Source organism: Thermogemmatispora tikiterensis, from assembly GCF_003268475.1.
GTDB classification, from domain to species: Bacteria; Chloroflexota; Ktedonobacteria; order Ktedonobacterales; family Ktedonobacteraceae; genus Thermogemmatispora; species Thermogemmatispora tikiterensis.
This window is the reverse complement of record NZ_MCIF01000002.1, coordinates 4,936,206-4,958,130: the sequence shown is the minus strand read 5'-3', so window position 1 is coordinate 4,958,130 and position 21,925 is coordinate 4,936,206. Positions and strand designations below refer to the sequence as shown.

General features: G+C 62.2%; 12 protein-coding genes. 6 read left to right on the top strand and 6 right to left on the bottom strand.

Going from position 1 to position 21,925, the window contains the following annotated elements:
- Positions 1 to 173 precede the first annotated feature (173 nt).
- The 3 genes from A4R35_RS19845 to A4R35_RS19835 all read left to right on the top strand — a co-directional run bounded on the left by A4R35_RS19845 (position 174) and on the right by A4R35_RS19835 (position 10,520).
- Positions 174 to 3,776 (top strand): helicase-related protein, encoded by a 3,603-nt coding sequence (locus tag A4R35_RS19845; RefSeq protein ID WP_112432465.1) that lies wholly within the window; start codon positions 174 to 176, stop codon positions 3,774 to 3,776.
- A gap of 69 nt (positions 3,777 to 3,845) precedes the next feature.
- A complete protein-coding gene (locus A4R35_RS19840; RefSeq protein WP_223258421.1) occupies positions 3,846 to 6,947 on the top strand; it encodes a DUF1156 domain-containing protein in 3,102 nt (1,033 codons plus the stop codon).
- A gap of 186 nt (positions 6,948 to 7,133) precedes the next feature.
- Positions 7,134 to 10,520, top strand: a complete 3,387-nt coding sequence (locus tag A4R35_RS19835) for a DUF499 domain-containing protein (protein WP_112432463.1) — start codon at positions 7,134 to 7,136, stop codon at positions 10,518 to 10,520.
- Between the two features lie 418 nt (positions 10,521 to 10,938).
- Here A4R35_RS19835 and A4R35_RS19830 read toward each other — a convergent pair whose 3' ends face one another.
- The 6 genes from A4R35_RS19830 to A4R35_RS24405 all read right to left on the bottom strand — a co-directional run bounded on the left by A4R35_RS19830 (position 10,939) and on the right by A4R35_RS24405 (position 18,548).
- Positions 10,939 to 11,394: a hypothetical protein gene (locus A4R35_RS19830; protein WP_112432461.1), complete on the bottom strand. Its 456-nt coding sequence runs from the start codon at positions 11,392 to 11,394 to the stop codon at positions 10,939 to 10,941.
- Positions 11,391 to 12,620, bottom strand: a complete 1,230-nt coding sequence (locus tag A4R35_RS19825) for a helix-turn-helix domain-containing protein (RefSeq protein WP_112432459.1) — start codon at positions 12,618 to 12,620, stop codon at positions 11,391 to 11,393. The genes A4R35_RS19830 and A4R35_RS19825 overlap by 4 nt, the downstream gene beginning before the upstream one ends.
- 304 nt (positions 12,621 to 12,924) lie before the next feature.
- A complete protein-coding gene (locus A4R35_RS19820; RefSeq protein WP_189362080.1) occupies positions 12,925 to 14,100 on the bottom strand; it encodes a tetratricopeptide repeat protein in 1,176 nt (391 codons plus the stop codon).
- A 169-nt stretch (positions 14,101 to 14,269) separates the two neighbouring features.
- A complete protein-coding gene (locus A4R35_RS19815) occupies positions 14,270 to 16,933 on the bottom strand; it encodes an NUDIX domain-containing protein (RefSeq protein ID WP_112432455.1) in 2,664 nt (887 codons plus the stop codon).
- A 629-nt stretch (positions 16,934 to 17,562) separates the two neighbouring features.
- The gene (locus A4R35_RS19810; protein ID WP_189362079.1) at positions 17,563 to 18,408 is read right to left on the bottom strand and encodes a GntR family transcriptional regulator; all 846 of its coding nucleotides are present in this window, start codon (positions 18,406 to 18,408) and stop codon (positions 17,563 to 17,565) included.
- Complete coding sequence (locus A4R35_RS24405; RefSeq protein WP_189362077.1) at positions 18,405 to 18,548, bottom strand: hypothetical protein; 144 nt, start codon at positions 18,546 to 18,548, stop codon at positions 18,405 to 18,407. The genes A4R35_RS19810 and A4R35_RS24405 overlap by 4 nt, the downstream gene beginning before the upstream one ends.
- Positions 18,549 to 18,824: 276 nt before the next feature.
- Here A4R35_RS24405 and A4R35_RS19805 point away from each other — a divergent pair, with 276 nt between their 5' ends.
- From A4R35_RS19805 to A4R35_RS19795, 3 genes are all read left to right on the top strand, one after another.
- The gene (locus tag A4R35_RS19805) at positions 18,825 to 19,331 is read left to right on the top strand and encodes a response regulator transcription factor (protein ID WP_112432451.1); all 507 of its coding nucleotides are present in this window, start codon (positions 18,825 to 18,827) and stop codon (positions 19,329 to 19,331) included.
- Between the two features lie 156 nt (positions 19,332 to 19,487).
- A complete protein-coding gene (locus tag A4R35_RS19800; protein ID WP_112432449.1) occupies positions 19,488 to 20,096 on the top strand; it encodes a helix-turn-helix transcriptional regulator in 609 nt (202 codons plus the stop codon).
- Between the two features lie 184 nt (positions 20,097 to 20,280).
- Positions 20,281 to 21,087 (top strand): eIF2A-related protein, encoded by an 807-nt coding sequence (locus tag A4R35_RS19795; protein ID WP_189362075.1) that lies wholly within the window; start codon positions 20,281 to 20,283, stop codon positions 21,085 to 21,087.
- Positions 21,088 to 21,925: the final 838 nt, after the last annotated feature.

The window sequence follows — 21,925 nt, the reverse complement described above, 5'->3', positions numbered from 1 at the left end:
ATGAGAATTTTCTCATGAAAGGCGGCGATCCGCTGCCCCGCCGCTTGTGCTCTGCCTCAACACAGGCCCGATCTGACTTCTCCGGCCTACTTGATCAGTAGAGGCCAATATAGTACAATTGGCGGCAGGCGAAATGGTTGTGATGCATAGGATGTCCTGCAAGGAGCAACCCCTTGAGTGATACGGGCAGTGGCCCTGGTAACCCCAATGCCTTCGGCTCTGGGAAACGTCGCTGGCTCCGACGGCGAGGCTGGACACAGGAAGAGCTGGCAAAACGGTTTGCTTCTCATCCTGATCTTGTGCAACGCATTCAGGAAGGACTCTTTCCTCTGTCGCCAGAGCTGCGCCAACAGCTCATTGAGTGGTACGGTCCCCATCGCCTTCCTTCTAGCCCAGAGGTCCTAGCCCCTCTAGACCAACCCTTTCAGGAGAGGCCGCCTGACTTCACTGCCGACCCGGAGGTAGTGCGGACCCTGGTGGAGGGTGAACGGCTCTCGCATGCCTATCTTTTCAATCCGACCTTCGCCGCCGAGGTGGCCCTGATCGACCCCCTCCCTCACCAGCGGCTCGCTGTCTATGAGCATATGCTGCCGCAGCCGCGCCTGCGCTTTCTGCTGGCGGACGATGCCGGCGCCGGGAAGACGATCATGACGGGCCTCTATATCCGTGAAATGCTCAGTCGCCGCCTGATCAGGCGGGTCCTGATCGTGCCGCCGGCGGGCCTGGTTGGAAACTGGGAGCGCGAGCTGCGCACGCTCTTCAATCTGCCCTTCCGCATTGTCATGGGCAGTGAGGCGCGCGGGGGCAATCCTTTCCTGGGATCAGGGAGCGATCTGCTGATCGTGAGCGTCGATACGCTGGCTGGCGAGCGTCTCTTTGGGCGGCTCCAGGAGCCGGAGGTCGAGCCGTACGATCTGGTGGTCTTCGATGAGGCCCACAAGCTCAGCGCGAGCTTCGATAGCGATGGGCATTTGAGAGCAACGGACCGCTATCGCCTGGCTGAGGCGCTGGCCGGTATTCCGTCAGACGAGCCGCGCTGGTCGCTGTCCTGGAGCTGCCATCATCTCCTGCTGTTGACGGCGACGCCCCATATGGGAAAGGCGGACGCTTACTACTGCCTCTGGCGCCTGTTGGAGCCAGAGCTATTGTCGACGATGCAGGCGTTTGAGCAGTATCCGCCCAAGGCTCGTCAGCAGCATTTCCTGCGCCGCGTCAAGGAGGAGCTGGTGACGCTCGATGGGCGCCCGCTCTATCCGCCGCGCATGGCGACAACGCTGCGCTACGAGCTGACTCCCGCTGAGCAGGAGCTGTATGAGGCGACGACCGAGTATATCCGCACGACCTATAACCGTGCTCAGTTGCTGAACCGCGAGGCGGCGCGCCTGGCGATGAGCGTTTTTCAGCGGCGGCTGGCCAGTTCGACCTATGCCCTGCTGCGCTCGCTGGAGCGGCGGCTGGCGCGTCTCGATGAGCTGATCGAGCGGGTGCGCCGGGGCGAGCTGCTGACGGCGCACCTGAGCCAGCTCCAGAAGCAGGCCGCCTCGGCCCATCTGAGCGATCCGTTGGAGACGAAGACCGCCGATGAGGAGGAGAGCGCTGCGGGCCAGGAGGAGCACGAGCAGGTAGAGCAGGAGATTCTGCGCCTGGTGCTGACCTCGTCGCTGCAGGAGCTGGAGGCGGAGCGCGCGCAGGTGGTTGCGCTGCTGGAGCAGGCTCGCCGAGTCTATGAGCGCGGCTCAGAGGCGAAGTTTGAGAAGCTGCGCGAGGTGCTGCGCGATCCGCGCTTTGCCGGGGAGAAGCTGATTATCTTTACGGAGCATCGCGATACGCTGGAGTTTCTGCAGCGGCGTCTGGAGGCGCTGGGCTTCACCGGCCAGCTGGCGGTGATTCACGGCGGTATGGACTATCAGCAGCGTGAGCAGGCGGTGGCCTTTTTCCGCAGGCCAGTGGAGGAGGGCGGGGCGCGCTATCTGCTGGCGACGGACGCCGCCGGCGAGGGTGTCAATCTCCAGGTGGCCTGGCTGCTGGTGAACTACGATCTCCCGTGGAACCCGGCCCGCCTGGAGCAGCGCATGGGGCGCACTCATCGCTATGGCCAGCGTCACGATTCGGTGCATATTGTCAATCTGGTGGCCGCCAATACGCGCGAGGGCCGGGTGATGGAGCGCCTGCTGGAGAAGCTGGAGGCGATCCGCCAGGAGCTGGGGAGCGATAAGGTTTTTGATGTGATCGGGCGGCTGCTAGAGGGGGTGTCGCTGCGCGAGTATATGGAGCAGGTGGTGCTGGGGCCGGCGGAGGCGACGGAGGAGATCGGGCGACGGCTGGAGGAATCGCTGACGGCGCAGCGGGTACGGGCTGAGCAGGAGGAGGAGCGCCGGCTTTATGGGCTGAGTGGTTCGGCAGGCGAGGCGATCAGGCGCGAGCTGCCGCGTGTGCGCCAGGAGCTGGAGCGTGAGCGCTATCGTCGTCTGCTGCCGGGCTATGTGCGGGCTTTTGTGGAGCGGGCGGCTCCGTTGCTGGGGTTGCGCGTGGAGGATAACGGCGATGGGACGTTCAGGCTGTGCGAGCAGGTGCCAGGCTCTGGCGCCTTGACCAGGCTGGAGCGCTATCCAGCCGCTCGCCGCGGACGGCTGACGGTCTATCCGCCGGGCGAGGGCGAGGAGGCGATCTTTCTCTATCCGGGGGAGCCGGTCTTTGATCAGCTGTATCATTTGCTCTGGGTCCGCTACGGCGAGCTGGCCGAGCGCGGGGCGGTCTTCGTTGATCCGACGGCGCGCCGTCCGTATGTCTTCTCTTTGCTGCGCCTGGAGGTGCTGCGTGAGGCCGATGCCAGTCTGCGAGCTTTGCAGCGGCCCGAGCGGGTGCAGGTACAGCTGGTTGGCCTGCGTTGGGAGGAAGATGGGACGCTGCAGGAGTGCCCGGCGGAGCAGCTGCTGCTCTTGCGCGCGGGGAGGAGCGAGCAGGCGCCGGAGGCTCAGCGGGTCTGGCGCTCGCTGCTGCCGCGCTGGCCGCAGTATGTGGAGGCGCTGGAGGCTTTTGTACAGGAGACGGTGGGAAGGCGCCTGGTCGAGGAGCGGCGTGCGGCTCTGCTGGGAACGCTGAAGGAGCGGCAGGTCTTCCTGGAGCGCGCTTTTACCTACCAGGAGGGGGAGCTGGCTGAGCGCCGCCGCCGCTTGTATGAGAAGGCGCAGGCCGGCAATGCCCGGGCGAAGGCTGAGTTGACGCGCGTGCGGGCGCTGCAGCAGTCGCTGCAGGCGCGACGGGCGGCGGCGTTGGCGGCGCTGAGCCGCGAGCCGGAGCTGTTGACGCTGAGTGAGGTGACGGTTGTGGCGCAGGCGCTGGTCTTGCCGTCTGCCGATCCCGAGGATCAGCAGCGCTATGCTGCAGAGGTGGAGGAGATCGCCATGCGGGTGGCGCGCGCCTATGAGGAGGAGCGTGGGGCCAGGGTCTGGGATGTGTCGACGCCGGAGAAGGCGCGGGCCGCCGGGTTGGAGCCGTGGCCAGGCTTCGATTTGCTTTCGCGGCGCCCTGCGGGCGAGGAGCGAGCAATCGAGGTGAAGGGGCGCGTCGGGCTTGGTCCAATTGAGATGACGGAAAATGAATACCGGCGCGCGCAGAATCTGGGTGCAAAATACTGGCTCTACTGCGTTTTCGAGTGTGAGAAGGCGGCTCCGGTGCTGCGGCGCGTGCAGAATCCCTGCGCGAAGCTGATCCCTTACCCGAAAGGGAGCGTGCAGTTTGCGCCGGCGGATATTCAGCGCGCCGCCGAGGAGTGAGTGATCTTCCCCTATTTTGTTTCATTTTTTTATTTCTTATCCTCTAGATTGCTGTCAGAGAATATGGTTATGCATGAAGAGAGTCGCTTGATTGAGGTCGATTTTCCGTTAAAGCAGACGTCGCTGGATGCGGTGCATGAGAAGAATGTGCGCCACGGGCACCTGTCAACGCTGCACATCTGGCCGGCGCGCCGTCCGCTGGCGGCCTGCCGGGCGGCCTTGTTGTCGGCTTTGCTGCCGGCTCCAGCCACAGAGCTGCAGCGGCGTCAGTTGCTGGAGCGGATCGCCGGGCGCCTGAAAGATCCGGTGCGGCGGAAGCGCTCGGCTGGCAGGCTGCAGGATGAGCATGCCGAGGAGACGGAAGGTGGGGTACTGCACTGGGGGCGCGAGACGGATGAGGCGCTGGCCCCGTTTCGCCAGGAGATTCGCGCGGCCTTCGGCGGACGGGCGCCGCGGGTGCTTGATCCCTTCGCCGGTGGGGGAGCTATTCCGCTGGAGGCGATGCGCCTGGGCTGCGAGGTGACGGCGATCGACCTGAATCCGGTGGCCTGGTTCTTGCTGAAATGCACGCTGGAATATCCCTGGCGCCTGGCCGGGGAGCGGCGCCCGCTGCCGGGCTTTGTCTTAGGCTCTCACGCCTTTATGAAGGACTATCTGCAGGCCCAGGGCATGAAAGGGGCGGCGCTGAAGGCTGAGCTGGCCCGCCTGGGGCTGAATGGAGAGGGCAGGCATGGCGAGAAGATGGATGAGCTGCAGCAGCAGGCGCTGACGGGGCTGATGGAGAAGATCAGTCTGGAGGCCGACCTGTCCTGGCACGTGCGCGCCTGGGGTGAGGAGGTGCTGCGCCGGGCGCGCGCCGCGCTGGCGCGCTACTACCCGACCCCAGAGGGCAAGACGACGGTGGCCTATCTGTGGGCGCGGACGATGCGCTGTAAGAATTGTCGGGCGACGGTGCCGCTGCTCAAGACGCGCTGGCTGGCGCGGACGGAGCGCCAGCGGGTGGCGCTGAAGCTGGAGCCGAATGCTGAGCGGACAGGGGTGGTCTTCGCGATCTGGGAGGACGTGCCGAAGCCAACGGGGACGGCGCAGGAGCGGCGCGCTTTCGAGCGCCGTGTGGGTGGGGGGACGATGTCGCGCACGGGGGTGACCTGTCCCTGCTGCGGGACGGTGATCAAGATGGAGGATATCCGCTTTGAGGGGATGGCGGGCCGCCTGGGGACGACGCTGACGGCGGTGGTGGTCGAGGGCGAACAGAGAAAAGAGTATCGCTTGCCGACGGAGGAGGAGCGCCGCCTGGCTGAGGAGGCCGCCAGCGCTTTGCCCGCTGTGTTCGAGGCGATTCCTTTCGGCCTCCCGAGCGAGCCGTTGCCTAGTAAGGAGACGCTGGGCATTCGCGTCCCTCTCTACGGCTTCGAGAGCTGGCAGCAGCTGTTTACGCCGCGCCAGTTGCTGGCCCTGGGGACGTTCGTGCGCGAGACGCGCGCCGTGCGCGAGGAGCTGCGCGCTCAGGGCTACCCTCCAGACTGGGTGGAGGCGATCGGCGCCTATCTGGCGCTGGCGATCGACCGCCTGGCGGATAGAGGGAGCACTATGTGCACATGGGTAAGCAGCAGAGATACAGTCGGTCATACTTTTGTTCGCTTTTCGTTACCTATAACATGGGACTTTGCCGAGTGCGTCCCGTTTGAAGACAGCTCGGGCGGCTATCCCGGAGCCATAGAGTGGCTGGCCCGCTACCTTGAGCATGCTCTGGCAGCCTGCCGGCATAGCCCGACTGCGCCACGCATTCTGCGGCATTCCGCTACCCAGGTAAGCATAGAGCCGGTCGACCTCATCGTCACCGACCCGCCCTACTACGATGCCATTCCCTATGCCGATCTGATGGACTTCTTCTACGTCTGGCTGCGGCGCAGCCTGCACGGCCTCAGCCCTGAGATCGACGCCGTGTTCGCCGCGCCCCTCTCACCCAAATGGGATCACGACCAGAACGACGGCGAGCTGATCGACGATGCCAGCCGCTTCGGCGGCGACAGCCAGCGCTCGCGCGCCGTCTACGAGGACGGCATGTTCCGCGCCTTCCAGGCCAGCTATCGTGCCCTGCGGCCCGATGGACGCCTGGTCATCGTCTTCGCCCACAAGCAGCCCGAAGCCTGGGAGACCCTCGTCTCGGCCCTCATCCGCGCCGGCTTTGTCGTCGTTGCCTCCTGGCCTATCCAGACCGAACGAGAGAACCGCACACGCGCCCTCGCCTCCGCCGCTCTGGCCTCCTCCATCTGGCTGGTCTGTCGCCGGCGGCCCGAGAGCGCCCGGCCCGGCTGGGATAAAACCGTCCTCAACGAGATGCGCCAGAACATCACCAGCCGCCTGCATCACTTCTGGGACGCCGGCATTCGCGGCCCCGACTTCATCTGGGCCGCCACCGGTCCGGCTCTGGAGATCTACAGCCGCTACCCCGTTGTCAAAAAGGCCAACGAGCCGGGAAAGCTCATGAGCGTCAGCGAATTCCTGCGTCAGGTCCGGCGCATCGTCGTCGACTTCATGGTCGGGCGCGTCCTCAGCCAGAGCGGCGAGAGCATCAGCGAGCTGGACGATGTCACCGCCTACTACCTGTTGCACCGCTACAGCTTCGGCTTCAAGGCCGTCCCAAGCGGCACCTGCATTCTCTACGCCATCTCCTGCGGCCTCAGCGATCGCGACCTGGTGCAGCGCTACGACCTGCTCAGCCGCGGTGGTAACCTGAGCCAGCCGAACGGCAATGGCCGTCACAACGGAACTGCTCCCGTGGACGACGAGGCCCTGCCCGAGGAAGAGGCGGACGACGACAGCGAAAGCGAAGCGAGCAATAGCAGTCTGCGCCTCAAAAGCTGGCAGCAGCGCCGTCAGCCGCACCTGGGCCAGAGCGTCAGTGGCCGAGACGGTGAGCCGCCCCCGCTCATCGACCAGGTTCATCACCTCATGCATCTCTGGAAGGCCGGCGACGTCCGTCCCGTCAACGACTATCTCGACCGCCAGATGCTCGATCACAAGCCGCTCTTCCGCTCGCTGCTGCAGGCCCTCATCGAGCTGGCCCCCGAGGGCAGTGAAGAGCGCTCGCTGCTAGAGAGCATCAGCAATCATCTTGCCATGCGCAAAGGCTTGCCGAGCCTGCGTCTGCCGTTCAGCCAGGTCTGAGCCTCCAGCGCTGCACATGGGAAGCCTGGCCCTGGCCTGAAGGCCGTCTATCCAGTCCGCTTTCATCCCTACATGGGGCAATTCAGGTCAGGCGCAGGCGCCAGCGAGGCAGTCCAGCACAGCGACAGTGATCAGTCTCATCCAGCAAGCTAGTGAGCAGGAAGGAAGGGAGAGAGGAGATCGATCATGAGCACCGGCACCCCTAAATGGCGCCCCTGGCATGAGATCGTCCGCCTGCGCGACGAGCTGCTGAGCGGCGATCTCAGCCTGGCCAGTTTCGCCGCTGATCTCTACGACGTCGTCATGCAGCGAGGCAACTCGCTCTACCGCGAGCCAGACGAATTCTTCTCCTTGACCTACCCGACGGCAAACATGCGCCGCCTGGCGCGCGAGGTCATGCAGCGCTTGGCCGGGCGCAGCGACCGCGCCGTCTACCAGCTTGAGCTGTACTATGGCGGGGGCAAGACCCATACCCTCATCACCCTCTACCACCTGGCTCGTCGGCCCGAGCGGCTCCCCAAGCTGCCCGCCGTCGATGAGTTTCTGGCCGCCATCAGCCTGAGCGCCCTCCCGCGGGCGCGCATCGCCGTCCTGGCCTTCGACAAGCTTGACCCCGAGAAGGGGCTAGAAATCCCGGGGCCTGGCGGAGAGCGACGCCTGCTGCGTCATCCCTGGAGCATCCTCGCCTATCAACTGGCCGGCAGCGAGGGGCTGCGCCTGATCCACAGCGACGGTGAGGACGCCGAGCGTGAGACACCGCCGGCGGAGGAGCTGCTCACTCAGCTGCTCTCTCTGCCAGCGCGTCAGGGCGATGCCACCCTTGTCCTCATGGACGAAGTGCTCATCTACGTCCGCGAGAAAGTGAGCCTCGACTCCGTCTGGCGCTGGCGCATGAGCGACTTTTTCCAGTACCTGACGCAGGCTGCCAACAAAGTTCCGACCTGTGCCGTGGTCGTCTCACTGCTGGCCAGCGATCCGCGCAAGCGCGACGAGCTGGGGCGCGAGCTGAGCAACGAGCTGCAAGAGATTCTCGGGCGCCAGCGTGAACCGGTTTTTCAGCCCGTCGAAAAAGATGACGTCGCCGAGGTGCTGCGCCGGCGCTTCTTCACGCCTGACTCCATCCGCAATCGCGACCTCTTTCGTTCCCAGGCCATCTTTGCCGTCAATGGGATCGCCTCACTGGTCGAAGAGGTAGCACGCCAGCGCCACCAGCTGGAAGAGCGCGTTGCCGCCAGCTATCCCTTCCATCCCGACCTGATCGACCTCTTCTACGGCAAATGGACCGACCTGCAGAGCTTTCAGGGGACCCGCGGCACCCTGCGCAACTTTGCCCTGGCCCTGCGAGACGCTGCCCGTTGGGACGCCTGTCCGCTGGTCTCCGTCAACGCCTTTCTTGGTCCACCCAATAGCGCCGCCCTCTCGGAGGTCGCCCTGGAGCTAGCCACCACCGCCGAAAACGAGTCCTACGAGGGCCGGCGCCAGGCCTGGAGCGCCATCCTGGAGAGCGAGCTAGCGAAGGCGCGTCAGATCCAGCGTGACTTTCCCGCGCTGCGCTTCCGCGAAATCGAGCAGGCGGTCTTTGCCACCTTCCTGCACTCGCAGCCGGTCGGCAGAAGCGCCAACCTGCATGAGCTGCTGCGCCTCATCGGCCAGATGAGTCCCGATCGCATTGCCCTGGTGGAGGCATTGAAGCGCTGGACCGAGGTTTCCTGGTTCCTGGATGAGAGCACCTGGCGTGAGCGGGAGACTCTGGAGGAGCAAGGCCAGCCCCTGCCGAAGGTCTGGCGCCTGGGGGCCAGGCCCAACCTGCGCCAGATGCACTATGACGCCTGCCAGAACATCAGTCCCGAGGCCATCGAGAGCTACCTGCGGCAAGAGATCGAGAGCTGTTCCTATCTTGCCCCGTCCAGGGCCAGCTACCCGCCCTCGGTGCATATCCACAAGCTCCCCCGAGAGCCGCGCGACGTTGACGACGATGGCGATCTGCGCCTGGTTATCCTGGGACCCGAGGGGGCCTGTCGTCCCGAGCGTCCCTCGGAGCTGGCCCTGCGCTTCCTCAACGAGAAAAGCGGCCCCGAGGCGCCGCGCGTCTACCGCAACGCCATCATCGTGGTGGCCCCCCATTCACGCGGGCTGGATGGCGCACGCGAGGCCATCCGCAGCTATCTGGGCTGGTGCGACGTTGAGGAGCGACTGAAGCGCGAAGAGCAGGAGATCGATAGCAATCGTCAGGTGCTGCTGGAGCGCGAGAAGAAAGAGAGTGAGATGCGCCTCAAGGAGCTGGTGCGCGAGAGCTACTGTATTGTGGTGGCTTTCTCGGCCAGCAACGTAGCGGAGGCGTTCCAGATCAAGCCTGGGAGCAATCTTTACGCCTCGCTCAGGGCCGATGAGCGTGTGCGCCTCTCCGAGCAGCCAATCGAGGCGGAGGCCCTGCTGCCGGGTGGCCCTTACGAGCTGTGGCGAGAGGGAGAGACGGCGCGGCGCTACAAGGACTTGCTGGATGCCTTCGCCCAGTTTGTGCATCTGCCGCGCATCGTCGATCGCAATGCGATCAAGCAGACGCTGATCAATGGTGGTCTGCAGGGGCAGTTTGTCTTTCGCCAGCCGCGGCCCGATCGCAGCTATCGCACTTGCTGGCGTCAGCGCCCTGATGAGGAGGTGCTGCGCGATCCAGCACTAGAGGTGGTCCTTGCGGAGGAGGCCAGCCTGACCTCGCTGGCGCCCGAGCTGTTGCAGCCTGGGGCTTTGCCAGGCCTGTGGGAGGGGGACGAGCTGCCGCTGAGTCGGCTCTACGCCTACTTTGCCGGCGGCCATGTTGTTGAAGAGCAGCGCGATGGCTACAGTGAAACGCTGATCATTCCGCGCGCTGAGTCGGCTGCGATCAGGCAGGCGGTACGGGAGGCAGTGCGCGGGCGACAGCTCTGGCTGCTGAGCGGGCGCAGTAGCTTTTTGGGCGAAGAGGTGGCCGACGATGTGCTGAGCGAGCAGGCGCGTTTGCGGCGTCCGCGGGACCCGCTGGCGGCCAGTGAGATTCTGCCGGAGAACCTGCCGGCGGCCTGGCAGGGTGAGCAGACGACGGCGCGGGCGATCGCCGATGCGCTGGCTGAGCGTTTTGGGGTGCCACTGCCCTGGCTGAGCGTGCAGGCCGCCATTGAGGATGCTTTTCAGCAGCGCCTCTTAGAGCGCAGCCTTGACTCTGGTCCCTGGCCCTGTGACTATGCTGGGGCGCGAGCGGTTAAGATTCTGGTTGTGCACCCGGAGGCGGTGCATGCCGGACTGCAGAGCACGCTTATGGGGGCGGCGAGCGCGAGCACTCTCCGCGAGCGGCCTCTGACTTATGCGCCGCTGGTGCGGGCCGAGGCTCCGGTTGATAGTGAGGCAATCCAGAGTCTGGCTGAGGTATTGCCTGAGCTGTTCAGGATCTGTGGAGACAACAACCTGACGCCGAGCTTTCAGCTGGCTATTGAGATTGAGCCGGCCAGCCGTGTGACTGGCGAGGTGTTGGAACGGCTGAATGCTCTGCTGACGAGCAAAGTTTCGTCTAAGCTGACGTTTCGACCGCCGTCAGAGTGAAGTGAGCGGCAGGATCTTGTTGTCCGCTGCGCTGCATCTTGGGCGAGCGCCGGGCGCGATGCCCGGCGCTTTGCTGTTCAATATCCTCGCGCGGATCGACTCCCCAGCAACCGACGCCAGCAGAGCAGGGGCGGAGACACTTCTCACCTATCTTAGACTGATCGCAGTCCCGTTTTTGGCTTTTGAGAGCCTACTGTCTTCTCACTCCCCTTTCAACAATCTAGCGACTCACACAACCTTGCTCGAAACTCGCCCTGGTGGCTTGTAGCACACTGGTCTCAAGAAGGAGCAGATAACTCTTTCTTCCCAAGGCAACAAAAGACGCAGCATTCCGACCTCACGCGCTCAGACGATGGCCCCACAAAAAAACAGGAGCGCGCTTGAAACAGCGTCCGCGCGCTCCCGTTACGGTTGCTTCCTAGCTGCTCGGATGATCATCCTGTAGTGCTGCCTGCTCCTGGTTCGGAGGAGTCAACTCAGTCTCAGTACCCATAAGCGCATACGTCTGCTCAAAGATCTCGCGATCCACTGGCCAGCTCCCTTCCTCAGAGATGACCAGATAGTCGCCCGCCTTTCCTTGCATGCCATCGATCACGAACGCCTCCGGTAGGGCCGCCGCCCAGACCGTATCAGTGCGCTGATAGAGCGCAAAGCCCTCTTCGTCTGCCGGCGTCAGCTGGCGATAGCGCCGCTCCAGGGTGCGGCGCCAGATCGGCCACTCACCTTTCGCGTCGCGCGCCAGATAGTCGCCCGGGCTGAAACGCAGCAGGCCCTCGGGCGCCTGGATCAGTCCCCCACGCTCCTGATAATCTTGCTCTGTCAGCACACGCGCCCTCGTGGGGGCCACTTTCCGGTAGCGTCGAAAGACGATCATACTTCTTCCTCTGACTGCTTTTTACATTTGTTCTCCTCTTCTAGCTCTTCTACCCATTGTTTGATAGCCTGCACAGTAGGGAAACGTTGGCGTAGCTCTTCAGCCAAGCGGCGCGCTCGACTTTGCATCTGAGGCGACTCCAGCTCCCTGGCCCGTGTCGCAAACAGGCGGCCCTCGGCCAGGCTGCCCTCCACCTCTCGGCACATCATCAGTGCTCTAGCCCAATCAACACGAATCCAGGCTTCCAGGCGGTGATTCCCATCACGCTGGATCTGGTCGCTAATGGTACGCTGCAGTGCCAGCGTTTTCTCTGGTTGTCCCAGCTCAAGCCAGCCAAAGCTTTCCTCCGCGAGAATGCCGCTGAGGGGATGATAGACAAAATCGGTCCCATCTCCATACGAAGATGGAGCCAGCCTCAGAGCCGTCCCAATAGCGCGCTCGAAACGAGAGCAGTCCCCTATAGCGCTATAGACGCGCGCGAGATAGGCATGTACATATGCTGCCACAGATCGGCTGGACTGAAAACTATAATCACGTGCCCCTTCTAAATGCTGAAGAGCCTCTTGCATTGTCGCAGACCATGATGAAGCATGCGCCTGCCGTTGAAAATAAGCTGCGCGATGGTACTCGATCCCGCTCCCTACTAGCGCATGAGCCAGCCAGGTAGCTTCTCCCAACTGTTCAGCTACCCTACGCATCTCGCGGAAACAGGTCAGTGCCTGTTCATACCGCTCATATCCTATCAAGACCACAGCATCGATAATGAGGCTCTGAGCGTAGAGTCGCAAGAAACGCTGCTCCTGGCGAGCCGCTGGAGGTTGATGTTCTTTGATGAATGCAAAGAGCTGATGCACCGCTCTGGCATCGGCGGCAGCCACTGGGAGCGGCACACGGCGGTAGATGGCTTCAAACCTCTGAATGGTATATTCAGCCAAATCCAGTGTTTGATCGAGCAGACATCTGCCACGGGGATGCCAGGTCGGATCTTGAGGATCGAAATCGGATAAGCCCAATTGCCAGGGTTCAAGACCAAGGAGATCACAGAGTCCGCGCTTAGTGCGCTCACTCCGCACAGATTTTTTGCCTGCCTCGACCATCTGGACGAATCCCAGACTGACGCCGACTCCTCCATCATCTCGCGGCCAACATGCAGCCAGCTCAGCCTGGGTCATTCGCAGCCGCTGACGAGCCTGTTTGATCAAGCTGCCATAGTGGAATGCGCTCACACGACCGCTCCTTCTTCAAAAACTTGACAGACCTACCGCATGGTTTAGCCGTTGTCCTATCTCAATCCGTCAAAGACATCACCTGCTAGAGTGTTCTCTGCCGCCTTGTAATAAGGTACACTCTCTTATAAGAAGTGGCTGCTGATAGTTAAATTATAGATCATTTCTCTAATGATCGCAATATTACACAAGCAATAGAGGTACCAACACCTCCTTTGCAGAAGGGAGGGATGAAACTCTGATCCTGACTGCGCATGGCCCTGAAGCAGGTGCGCGTCGTGTCCATTGGCGATGAGAAGTCGGCCTAGTGCCGATCGTCGCTGGCCAAGCCATAGTGATCTTCGGCCACGCTCTCGGCTGGCAGGCTGCAAGCCAATTTCTCCAGCTCTTCCGAGAGCAAGCGCACACTGGCTGTCTCGTAGCGTTCCAGCAGGCGCTTGTGTCGAAAAGCCCGGCTAATCATGTGCGGTGATCCCAATGCCAGACTGTGCTGCAGAAAGTCGCGCAGCTCCTGGACACTGGCCTCAACTTCGCCCAACAACAGCCAGGCCCGGGCCCAGTCGAGCGGAATCCAGGCCCGCAGCCAGCTATTGCGCTCAGCCGCAATCTGCTGCAACAGGCGCGGTTTAAGCGCCAGCGCCTGCCGCGGCTGCTGCAGGTCGAGCAGCCCATAGCTCTGCTCCGCCAGCACCCCGCTGAGCGGCTGAAAGACAAAGGCTTCTCCCTGCTCAGCGCCATAGGCCGAACTGGCCAGGCACAGCGCCCGCTCGATCGCGCGCCCGAAATGCCGCTCGTCATGAACGCTGGCATAGGCCCGCGCCAGATAGGCGCTCACCAGGCGTTCAACAGCCCGGCTCGCGCGCGTGGCCAGTCGGCTGGCCGCCTCCAGGGCCTCCACTGCTTCCGGGAGCCGATTTGCTCGCTCCAGTTCGGTCCCGATCCCCATCAGAGCAATGGCCAGCGTATCCGGCTCACCGAGCTGCTGGGCCGTCGCGTACATCCGCTGGAAATGGGCCAGGGCCTGCGGATAGCGCTTCTGCTCGACCGCCAGCACGGCCTCCAGCCGCTCGACCTGGGCCGCCAGACGCAGAAAGCGCGGCTCACCCAGAGCACGATAGCGCTCGATGAGCATCCTCGGCAGGGCCACAGCCTGCTCAATGACTGGCAAAGGGGCCGAGCATCGCACCTGCCAGGCATGGCGGATGAGCGGCTCCAAAAGGGCGAGCAGGTGCGGCCCGCTGAGGGCCCCGGTATCGGGATCATATTCGTCCAGGCCAAATAGCCAGAGAGGAATGCCCAGCAAAGCGCTAAGGCGACGCAGGACCTGGGGATCGCGCAGGCGGCGCTGACCGGCCTCGACTTCCTGTACGTAGCGCACCGAGACGCCACAGCCTGGCCCATGCCACTGCGCAGCTAGCTCCGCCTGCGTCAGGCCACAGCGCTCACGATAGGTTTTGATCAGACGACCAGGATGATCCATCGGCTTCCTCCTTTCAGGAACCATCATACTACATGGGCGCCTGAGCAGGAGAAACGAATCAACAGGTTCGTGTTGCCTGGTACTCGTCTGATATAAGCTAGGGGACAGGATAAGTACCGACTGAAGATCGTAAGGCCATGATGAAGATTGGCTAACAGTGGATACCAGTCTAATGAGCCAGCGCCTCTTGTACCATATCAACACCGTAGAGATGAAAAAGCACCTGGAGCAGACGCATGCGTGACGTCGGATGCCAGCGTCTCTTACCCCTCAACTCCTGAACAGCAGTCCTCAGCGTCAGTGGCAACGCACTCAATCGCGCAGCCTCATCACGATCAGCCGCTTGCAAGAGCCAGCGCATACGCACCTCATCCGCCGGAACACGCAAGCGAATCACTACCACCACAGCAACCGCCAGCAGCCAGTACTCAAGATTCAACGAAAGAATCCTGATCTCCTCAATTGCCTCTGGGCCTAGTCCGAACTCCTCCCTGATCCCACGACACGCACAGGCGAAGAAATCGCTATCACCCGAGCGCTCACGTCCCCGTGGGTCCAGGCCCGGCGCATTCATCGTCTCTTCAAACGAGACCGACCAGCATCCAGGATAGAACGCTACCGCCGCCGAGCGCTGCATGAGTATCACCCGCTGATCACTGGTCACTATCACCCCCTGAACGCTGACCGGCATAGGCAGCGCCGGATGCGTCGCTGGCAGATAGTGGAAAGCGGTCACGCCATACTTCTGGCGCAGGCTACACGGGCCGGTTGGTCCCTCCAATAATGGCTCATCCAGAGCGCACGCCAGCGGATAATAGTCATGGAAGCCGATGGGTGCTAGCGTCACCTCCAGTCCCTGGCGATCACTGAAGGCCGGTGTATAAGTCACCAGACGATAATGAGATGAATTGGTGAAATGAGCGGCCACACGAGGCAAATAGCGCTGTCGACATTGCTCGACCTCCTCGGGAACCGGCAGCGGCCCTGCGAGCCTCCGCGTCAGAATATCGGCAGGCAGCCAGCCACGAAAGGCCGGACTGCTGGTGAGCACGATCAGCCCATCCACCGCCAGGCTGTCAATCCCGGCCTCTTGCATCAACTGCGTGGCCTCCGGCGCCTCCAGATCTGCAAGTGAGGCCACATTGTCCAACTGCGACGTCCCTTCTCCCCCATAGGCCGCTCCAACGATCGGCCTCACCTCCTGCTCATCAAGAGTCGGGCTATACGTCTCTGCAAGCTCAGCCTCCCGAGACAAGCCTGACACGCGCCCCCTTCCCCCAATTGCCGCCGCCACAGCATCCAGCCCATAGCGCCCAATGAGCCATTGGAGCAGACGCATGCGTGACGTCGGATGCCACAGGCGAGGCTCGAAGAGCGCGGCCACTACCTCAGCAAGCTCACAGGAGATGCTGGTGACCTGCAGCGCCTCATCACGATCGCGCGCGCTGATGAGCCAGCGCTCCTTGACAGCAGCAAAGGGCAACGCTAGCTTGATCAATATAAAGACGTCAACCGAGAGCGTTGGATATTCCACATTCAATGACAGTGCTTTCATCTCCTCAACGGCCTCAGCGGGCAGGCCAAACTCCTCTTCCAGGCCGCGATAAGCGGCGTCAAAGAAATGCGCATCGCCAGACTGAAAGTGCCCGGCGACTTGCCCCGGCGCATTCATCGTCTCCTCGAACGAAGCCGACCAGCACCGCGGGTAGAAGGCCACAGCCGCTGAACGCTGTACCAGCACCAGACGCTCATCTTGCGTTTGAAGTAGACATTGAATGCTCACCGGCGCCGGAATCAAGGCCGCGTTGCCGTAGGAAAAGCGAGCGTACAAAGCAGCGCTGCCGTACTTTTCACGAATACTAAGCGAGCGACCATCATGAGAGGATAGCAGTGGTTCATCAAGGACCGGAAGCAATGCCGCATAGTCGTTGAAACGGAGCGGGGCCAGGACAAGCTTTAAGCAATCAAGGTCACTCCAGGCGGGCGTCATCGCGACCAGCTGATAGTGAGGGGCATTGAGAGCATGCTCATCTAGTACCGTCTGTTGCTTGGTCAGGATAGCAGCCAGATCATCGGGAAGGGGCCACGGCTTCGCTAGCGTCGTAATTTGTATTTGTCTCCTTTCCCATCCTTTGAAGCCTTCACTTGCGCTGAGGACAATACAATCGTCAACAGCAAATCGTTCGACGCCTGCCTGCTCCATTAGCCAGCGGGCTTTCTCCGAGGCCAGGGCAAAGAGACCAGGGGCCGATAAGATCTTTGATTGCTCATGAAGGGGAAGCCTGCCAGTTTGCATATTCAGGCCCTGATCTGGCTGGCTCCGGGTCAGTTGCTGTTCCAGCTCTTCAAGCAGCGCGCGATAGCGAGCGGCCTTTCGACGCAGCTGCAGGCTCGCCTGCTCTGCCTGCTGGACTGCTGGCTCACGCATCCATGCCTCCAGTTGTCTCAATACTCGCTCCACCTCCTCCCTGCTCTGCTCCAGATCCTCCCAGGACAGCAGGTGAGCGCTCTTAGTATTAGACGATGCTGGTGGCCAGAGACCCAGTTTGATCAGATCTTCAAAGCCAAGCAAGCCAGGGTCAATCGAAGCCAGCGAGAGTACGCGATCCCGCTCGCTGGCAGCACTACAGAGCACAAGCGCCAGCGCAATGAGAAGCATACGGTTTTTGCCACGCGCAGGAAGAGGCATCTGGCCATTCTCCAAACGGCAGAGTGTACTCTTGCTGCTGCCTACTAAGCTGGCTAACGTCTCCAGAGAAAGACCGATCCGAGCACGCAGGCTTGCAACAAACAGCCCCAAATCACGTGCCTGCTGCACGCTTCCCTTCATCATGGCCAATCCTCCCGATCTTCGTCAGTCTAAGATGAGTCGATGTTTCTGCTATTTCAAGAAGATGATTGCTTTCCCATTTTTCCCAGCTACACTATCTTCAGACGTGAGCCCCGCGACCAGGGGGAACAGAGGCTAGCAAGGAGCAATCACAAGTGATCCTTGTGCTATTGAGCATATATTGAGTGTAAAGGAAAATCAATCCATGCACAAGAGTGACCGAAGCTATTCCACAATAAAAGATGAGCTGCTCCAAAAAGGCGAGCAGGTGCGGCCCACTGAGGGCCCCGGACCTGGGTAGTGGGATCATATTCGTCGAGGCCCAATAGCCAGACCGGCTTCCTCCTTTCAGGAACCATCATACTACATGGGCGCCTGAGCAGGAGAGACGAACCAACAGGTTCGTGTTGCCTGGTACTCGTCTGATATAAGCTAGGGGACAGGATAAGTACCGACTGAAGATCGTAAGGCCATGATGAAGATTGGCTAACAGCGGATACCAGAAGGAGGAGATAGCGGCGCAAAGACGAACACGAGATCAGCGCCTAGACCAACAATGGGGCCAGGGTGACGACCGCCCGAGGACTCCAGGTCTGTGAGCCTTCCCAGTCTCTTCCCTGAGCCCCGCTCGGCTAACGTTCCTGTTCCCGGAAAGGTTCGGGAATGTCTTCAGGGGAGAGAGGAAACGAATACTGCAGGCGATAGAGATCAGCGCGGTTGGTCAGAAAATCGACGCTCAGCGGCTCGCCGGAACGGTCAAAGACGCGCCGCGTCAGTTTGAGCAGAGGACAGGGGTCATTTGGCGAGAGACCAAAGATGACCCGTTCCAGACTGCTGGCGTGCACAACATCCACCGCTTCTTTGCACCAGGAGGGCTGCTTGCCCAGGCGCCGCATCAGCAGGTAGAGGTCACAGTCCGGGGCCTCCAGCTCAGGCAACAGCTCGGCCATCCAGAACGGTAGATAGGTCTCACGCAGGGCCATGAGCGTCTCGGCATCGAGCCATTGCCGCTGGCGGTAGATGATCGCCTTCTCGCCCGGGGAGAGGGCCAGCAATCTGGCGACTTCCTCATCGGCGTAGACCACTCTGATCTCTTCGACCTCGATACGCAGCTGCTGCCCCTGGCGTCGCAGGTCGCTGACAAAGTCCCCCTGGCGGGTCGATAGCAGGCGCGTACGCCTATCCAGTGCAGCGACATGATACTCATCCTGGGCGGCATTGTAGGGCCAGCGATGCTCTTTGATGGGCACAATCTTGATCAGCCCCTCGCTGGCCAGGCGCAGCAGGATGAGCTGCACGCTGGTATTATTAAGCTGGTAGCGTTCGGCAATGGCACGCGGCACAAGCTGCTGACCGGGCTGGTAGGCACCGCGGAGTATCTGCTCTCGCAGGTCGAGATAGGCCTGATCGGTTTTGCTACTCGCACGCAGTCGCGGCGGCTGACTGCGTAGCAACTGCTCGGGTGTCGGTCCTCTCACGCTCGCTGCTCCATGAGGCTCAGAAGATGCTGAAGCTGCTGACTCAGCTGCTCGATGGTGCGCTCCAGGATTGCCCGTCCGCGTTCCTGGCGCGCCTGCTGAGGAGCGCCGATGACGCCACTGGTGCTCAGGGCACGCACACCCAGCACCTGCAGCGCGGCCTGATTCCTCCTTGCTTAGTATATCGTAAACAGGCAAGGCTCTGATAACCAGAATCAGCAGCCCGGCCCCTTGGCAGCGGACCTGATGCCTGCTACATTTGTCACTGGATCTGATTATCATAATCAAATTAGAAAAAGAAGAGCAACGGGGAGGAAGAGAGAAGCCAGAGAGCTGGCTGAGGCTCGTCAAACTGCTATCCTCCATGTCAGCGACCCCTTGTGTTTGACAGCGTGGTTCGGGAAGAAAGGAGAGTCATGATGCATAGTACATGCCCAGCAGCGCCTACCATCCTTATCGTTGACGATTCGCCGGTCTGCCGCACCGTCCTGCGCATAGCCCTCAGTCGCGCCGGCTACCACGTCCAGACCTGCTGCGACGGCCTCAGCGCCCTCTCCACCCTCGCTCACCTCGCCTCCAAGGCCGCCGCTCCCGATCTGCTCATCCTCGACTGGCTCCTGCCCCACCTCTCCGGCCTCCAGCTCGCCTCTCTGCTGCGCCACCAGACCCGCTTTCCCCAGTTGAACCATCTGCCCATTCTGATGCTGAGCTGCCGTCACGGCGCCCTCGACCGCCTCAAGGCCCGCCTGGCCGGCGCCTCCGCCTTCCTCCCCAAACCCTTCACCATCGCCGACCTGCTCGCCATTGTCCGCGCCCTCCTATCCTCTTCGTCTGGTCCACTCCTCACCTCGCTCTCTCCCCCGCCTGCGCTTCCCCCGGTCCCTACCGCCCAGTCCCTGCCGCCCCCCTCCTTTTTCCCTTGATCATAGATAGCCTGCTCGCTCATCCTGATAGCTATTCGTCCAGTCTTACACTCGCTCGTTAGCCCGGCCACCGGCAGGAGGCCCGCCAGCTCCCTGGTTGGCTGCTTGTCGGCAGGCCAGGCTATATGATGCTTCAGTCAGAAGGAGGATCATGCCATGACTTTTCCCTCACCACACTCTGGATCAGCAAGTCGGCGGCTCCGACGCCCTCTCACCCGTCGCCAGTGGCAGATCGTCCTCTTGCTGCGCCTGGGCCACTCGCGCCGGGCCATCGCCTCTCAGCTCGGCCTCTCTCCCGGCACCATCACCGTCCAGCTCGCCCTCCTGCGCCAGCGTCTGGGCCTGCCTCGTCGCTGCAACCTGCTCCCTCATATCCCCTGGGATCGCTGTCCTGCCGAGTTGCTCCCTCCCGAGGGGCTGCCTCCACTCCCACCCGTCCCGCCAGCGGCCCTCAGCCTTCGCCGTCAGCCCGGTCCGCCTCCGCTGCTGCGCGGACAACGACGCTGGCAGGTGCTCCTCTTGCTGCGCGCCGGACTGACGCCCTCCCAGGTGGCCAGGCAGCTGGGACTGAGCCGCAATACGATCTACGCCCATCTGCGGCAGGTCCATGAGCGCCTTGATCTGCCGCTCGACGTGCCAGCTTCGGCGGTGTTAGACTATGTCCCCTGGGAAGAGTGCCCGCCCGATCTGCTCCTCTGGCTGGAGCAGGCAGCGCCTGCCTCACCATCCCAACGGCCAGAGTCCCCAGCCAGAGCACTGCCCTGAGCGAGCAACCAATCGACTGGCCAGTCTCGGTACGAGATACTCGTGCCGAGCCTTATCGCTTGCTTGATCCCTCTCCCTGCGCTATACTCATCATCAGTCATGCAGGGTCATACTCTGCTCGAAAGATAGGAGAGAGCAAAGGGGTCCGTCTGGCTACCGTCCTGCGTCCCTAGGGGCCAGAGCAGTGCCCGAGGCGCTAGTGCGACTCATCGCCGCGCTCGTCTCCCTCGCTCCCCAGGAGCGTCCGGCCTCTGCAGAGGAGGTGCGCCGCCAACTCGCCTCGTTCCTGCGTCGGCCTGGTCTGAGTCAGCCCGAGACAACGGCGCCCGTCACAGGAGTAGTTGCCCCCACGGCCCCGTCTCCCACCCTGAAACGCCGCCGGCTCCTGCGCCTCGGTCTCGGGACAGCGGTGGTCACAGCCGCCGTCGGCAGTGTCCCGTTAGGAAGGCGGCTCTGGTCGCAGCTCCTGCCAGGGCAGGGAGACAATACTCCCCTGGCCGTCCAGCCGATCGATGCCATCCAGGCCCTGGCCTGGTCGCCCGACGGCACTCACATTGTCGCCGGCCAGTGGCCGATAGAGGAGGGAGGCGTCGCCTTTATCTGGAGCACCGACCTGCATGAGACGCTGCTCACCTACAATGGTCATCACGGCGGCGTCCTGTCCGTAGCCTGGTCCCCCAATAGCAGCCAGATCGCCTCCGGCAGCAGCGATCACAGCGTCCAGGTTTGGGATGCCAGCAACGGTAGCACTCTTCTCATCTACCAGGGCCACCGCGATAGCGTGCCGGGCGTGGCCTGGTCCCCCAATGGCCGCTGGATCGCCTCGGGCGGCGCGGACAACCTCCAGATCTGGGAGGCCCCGAGCGGGCACCGGCTGCGCAGCTACCCTCACGAAAGCGAAGGTATCCGGGTCCTGGCCTGGTCGCCGGATAGTCAGCGTCTCATCATGGCCGGAATCAGAATTGTGAAGCTGTGGCAGGTCAGCCTCTGATCCCCCCACTCACGCGCATACGCAAGGGACGCCCGCCGGACGGACTCGGAAAGCTCCCACGCGCGATCTGCTTCCTCTTGCGCTCAGCCGTCTGAAAGATGCTTTCAGTATCCTCTAGCGGATCGACTCCTCTACCACGCTGTAGCTCAACCCTTTCAGTATCCTCTAGCGGATCGACTCCTCTGCCACGCTGACGTATTCTTCCGATGACCATAACTGAGAACAGGGCTTTCAGTATCCTCTAGCGGATCGACTCCTCTGCCACTTTCCGCGCGTTTGTGCGCGTGGCGCCCTTTTACACGCTTTCAGTATCCTCTAGCGGATCGACTCCTCTGCCACCGCAGCCAGCGAAACAGGGTCGGGGATACTTCTCACATATCTTATAACGATCGAGGCCCCGTTTTTGGCAGCTCAGCGCCGCGTTTTCTTCTGCCCCCACCCCCCAAAATCTATCGCATCACGACCTTTCTCGAAACTCGTTTTTTGCAAGCCGCAAGGGGCGAGTTTCGAGAAAGCAAAAGCATATTTTCAATAGCAAAAGGAGCAAAAGATGTGCGCTCCCAGGGAAATGCGGTCAGATTCTGACCGCATTTCCGAGGTGTGCCCGGAGAGTTTCGAATCAGCCCCTCAAAAGGGCCTTTCTACACCACCCCTGATCGTCCCCCACTCCGCTCCCCCCAGTCACAACGAAGGCGGGGACAGCAGAGAGCCAGGCTATCCGCTCTCATCTGTCCCCGCCCAGCCAGTCCGGTCCGATCCAGTCCAGTCCAGCCATCAACGGCAAACAGCATCAGAGGTGCATCCACCGTATCCCCCTTGACTTGACACCGGGCCTCTC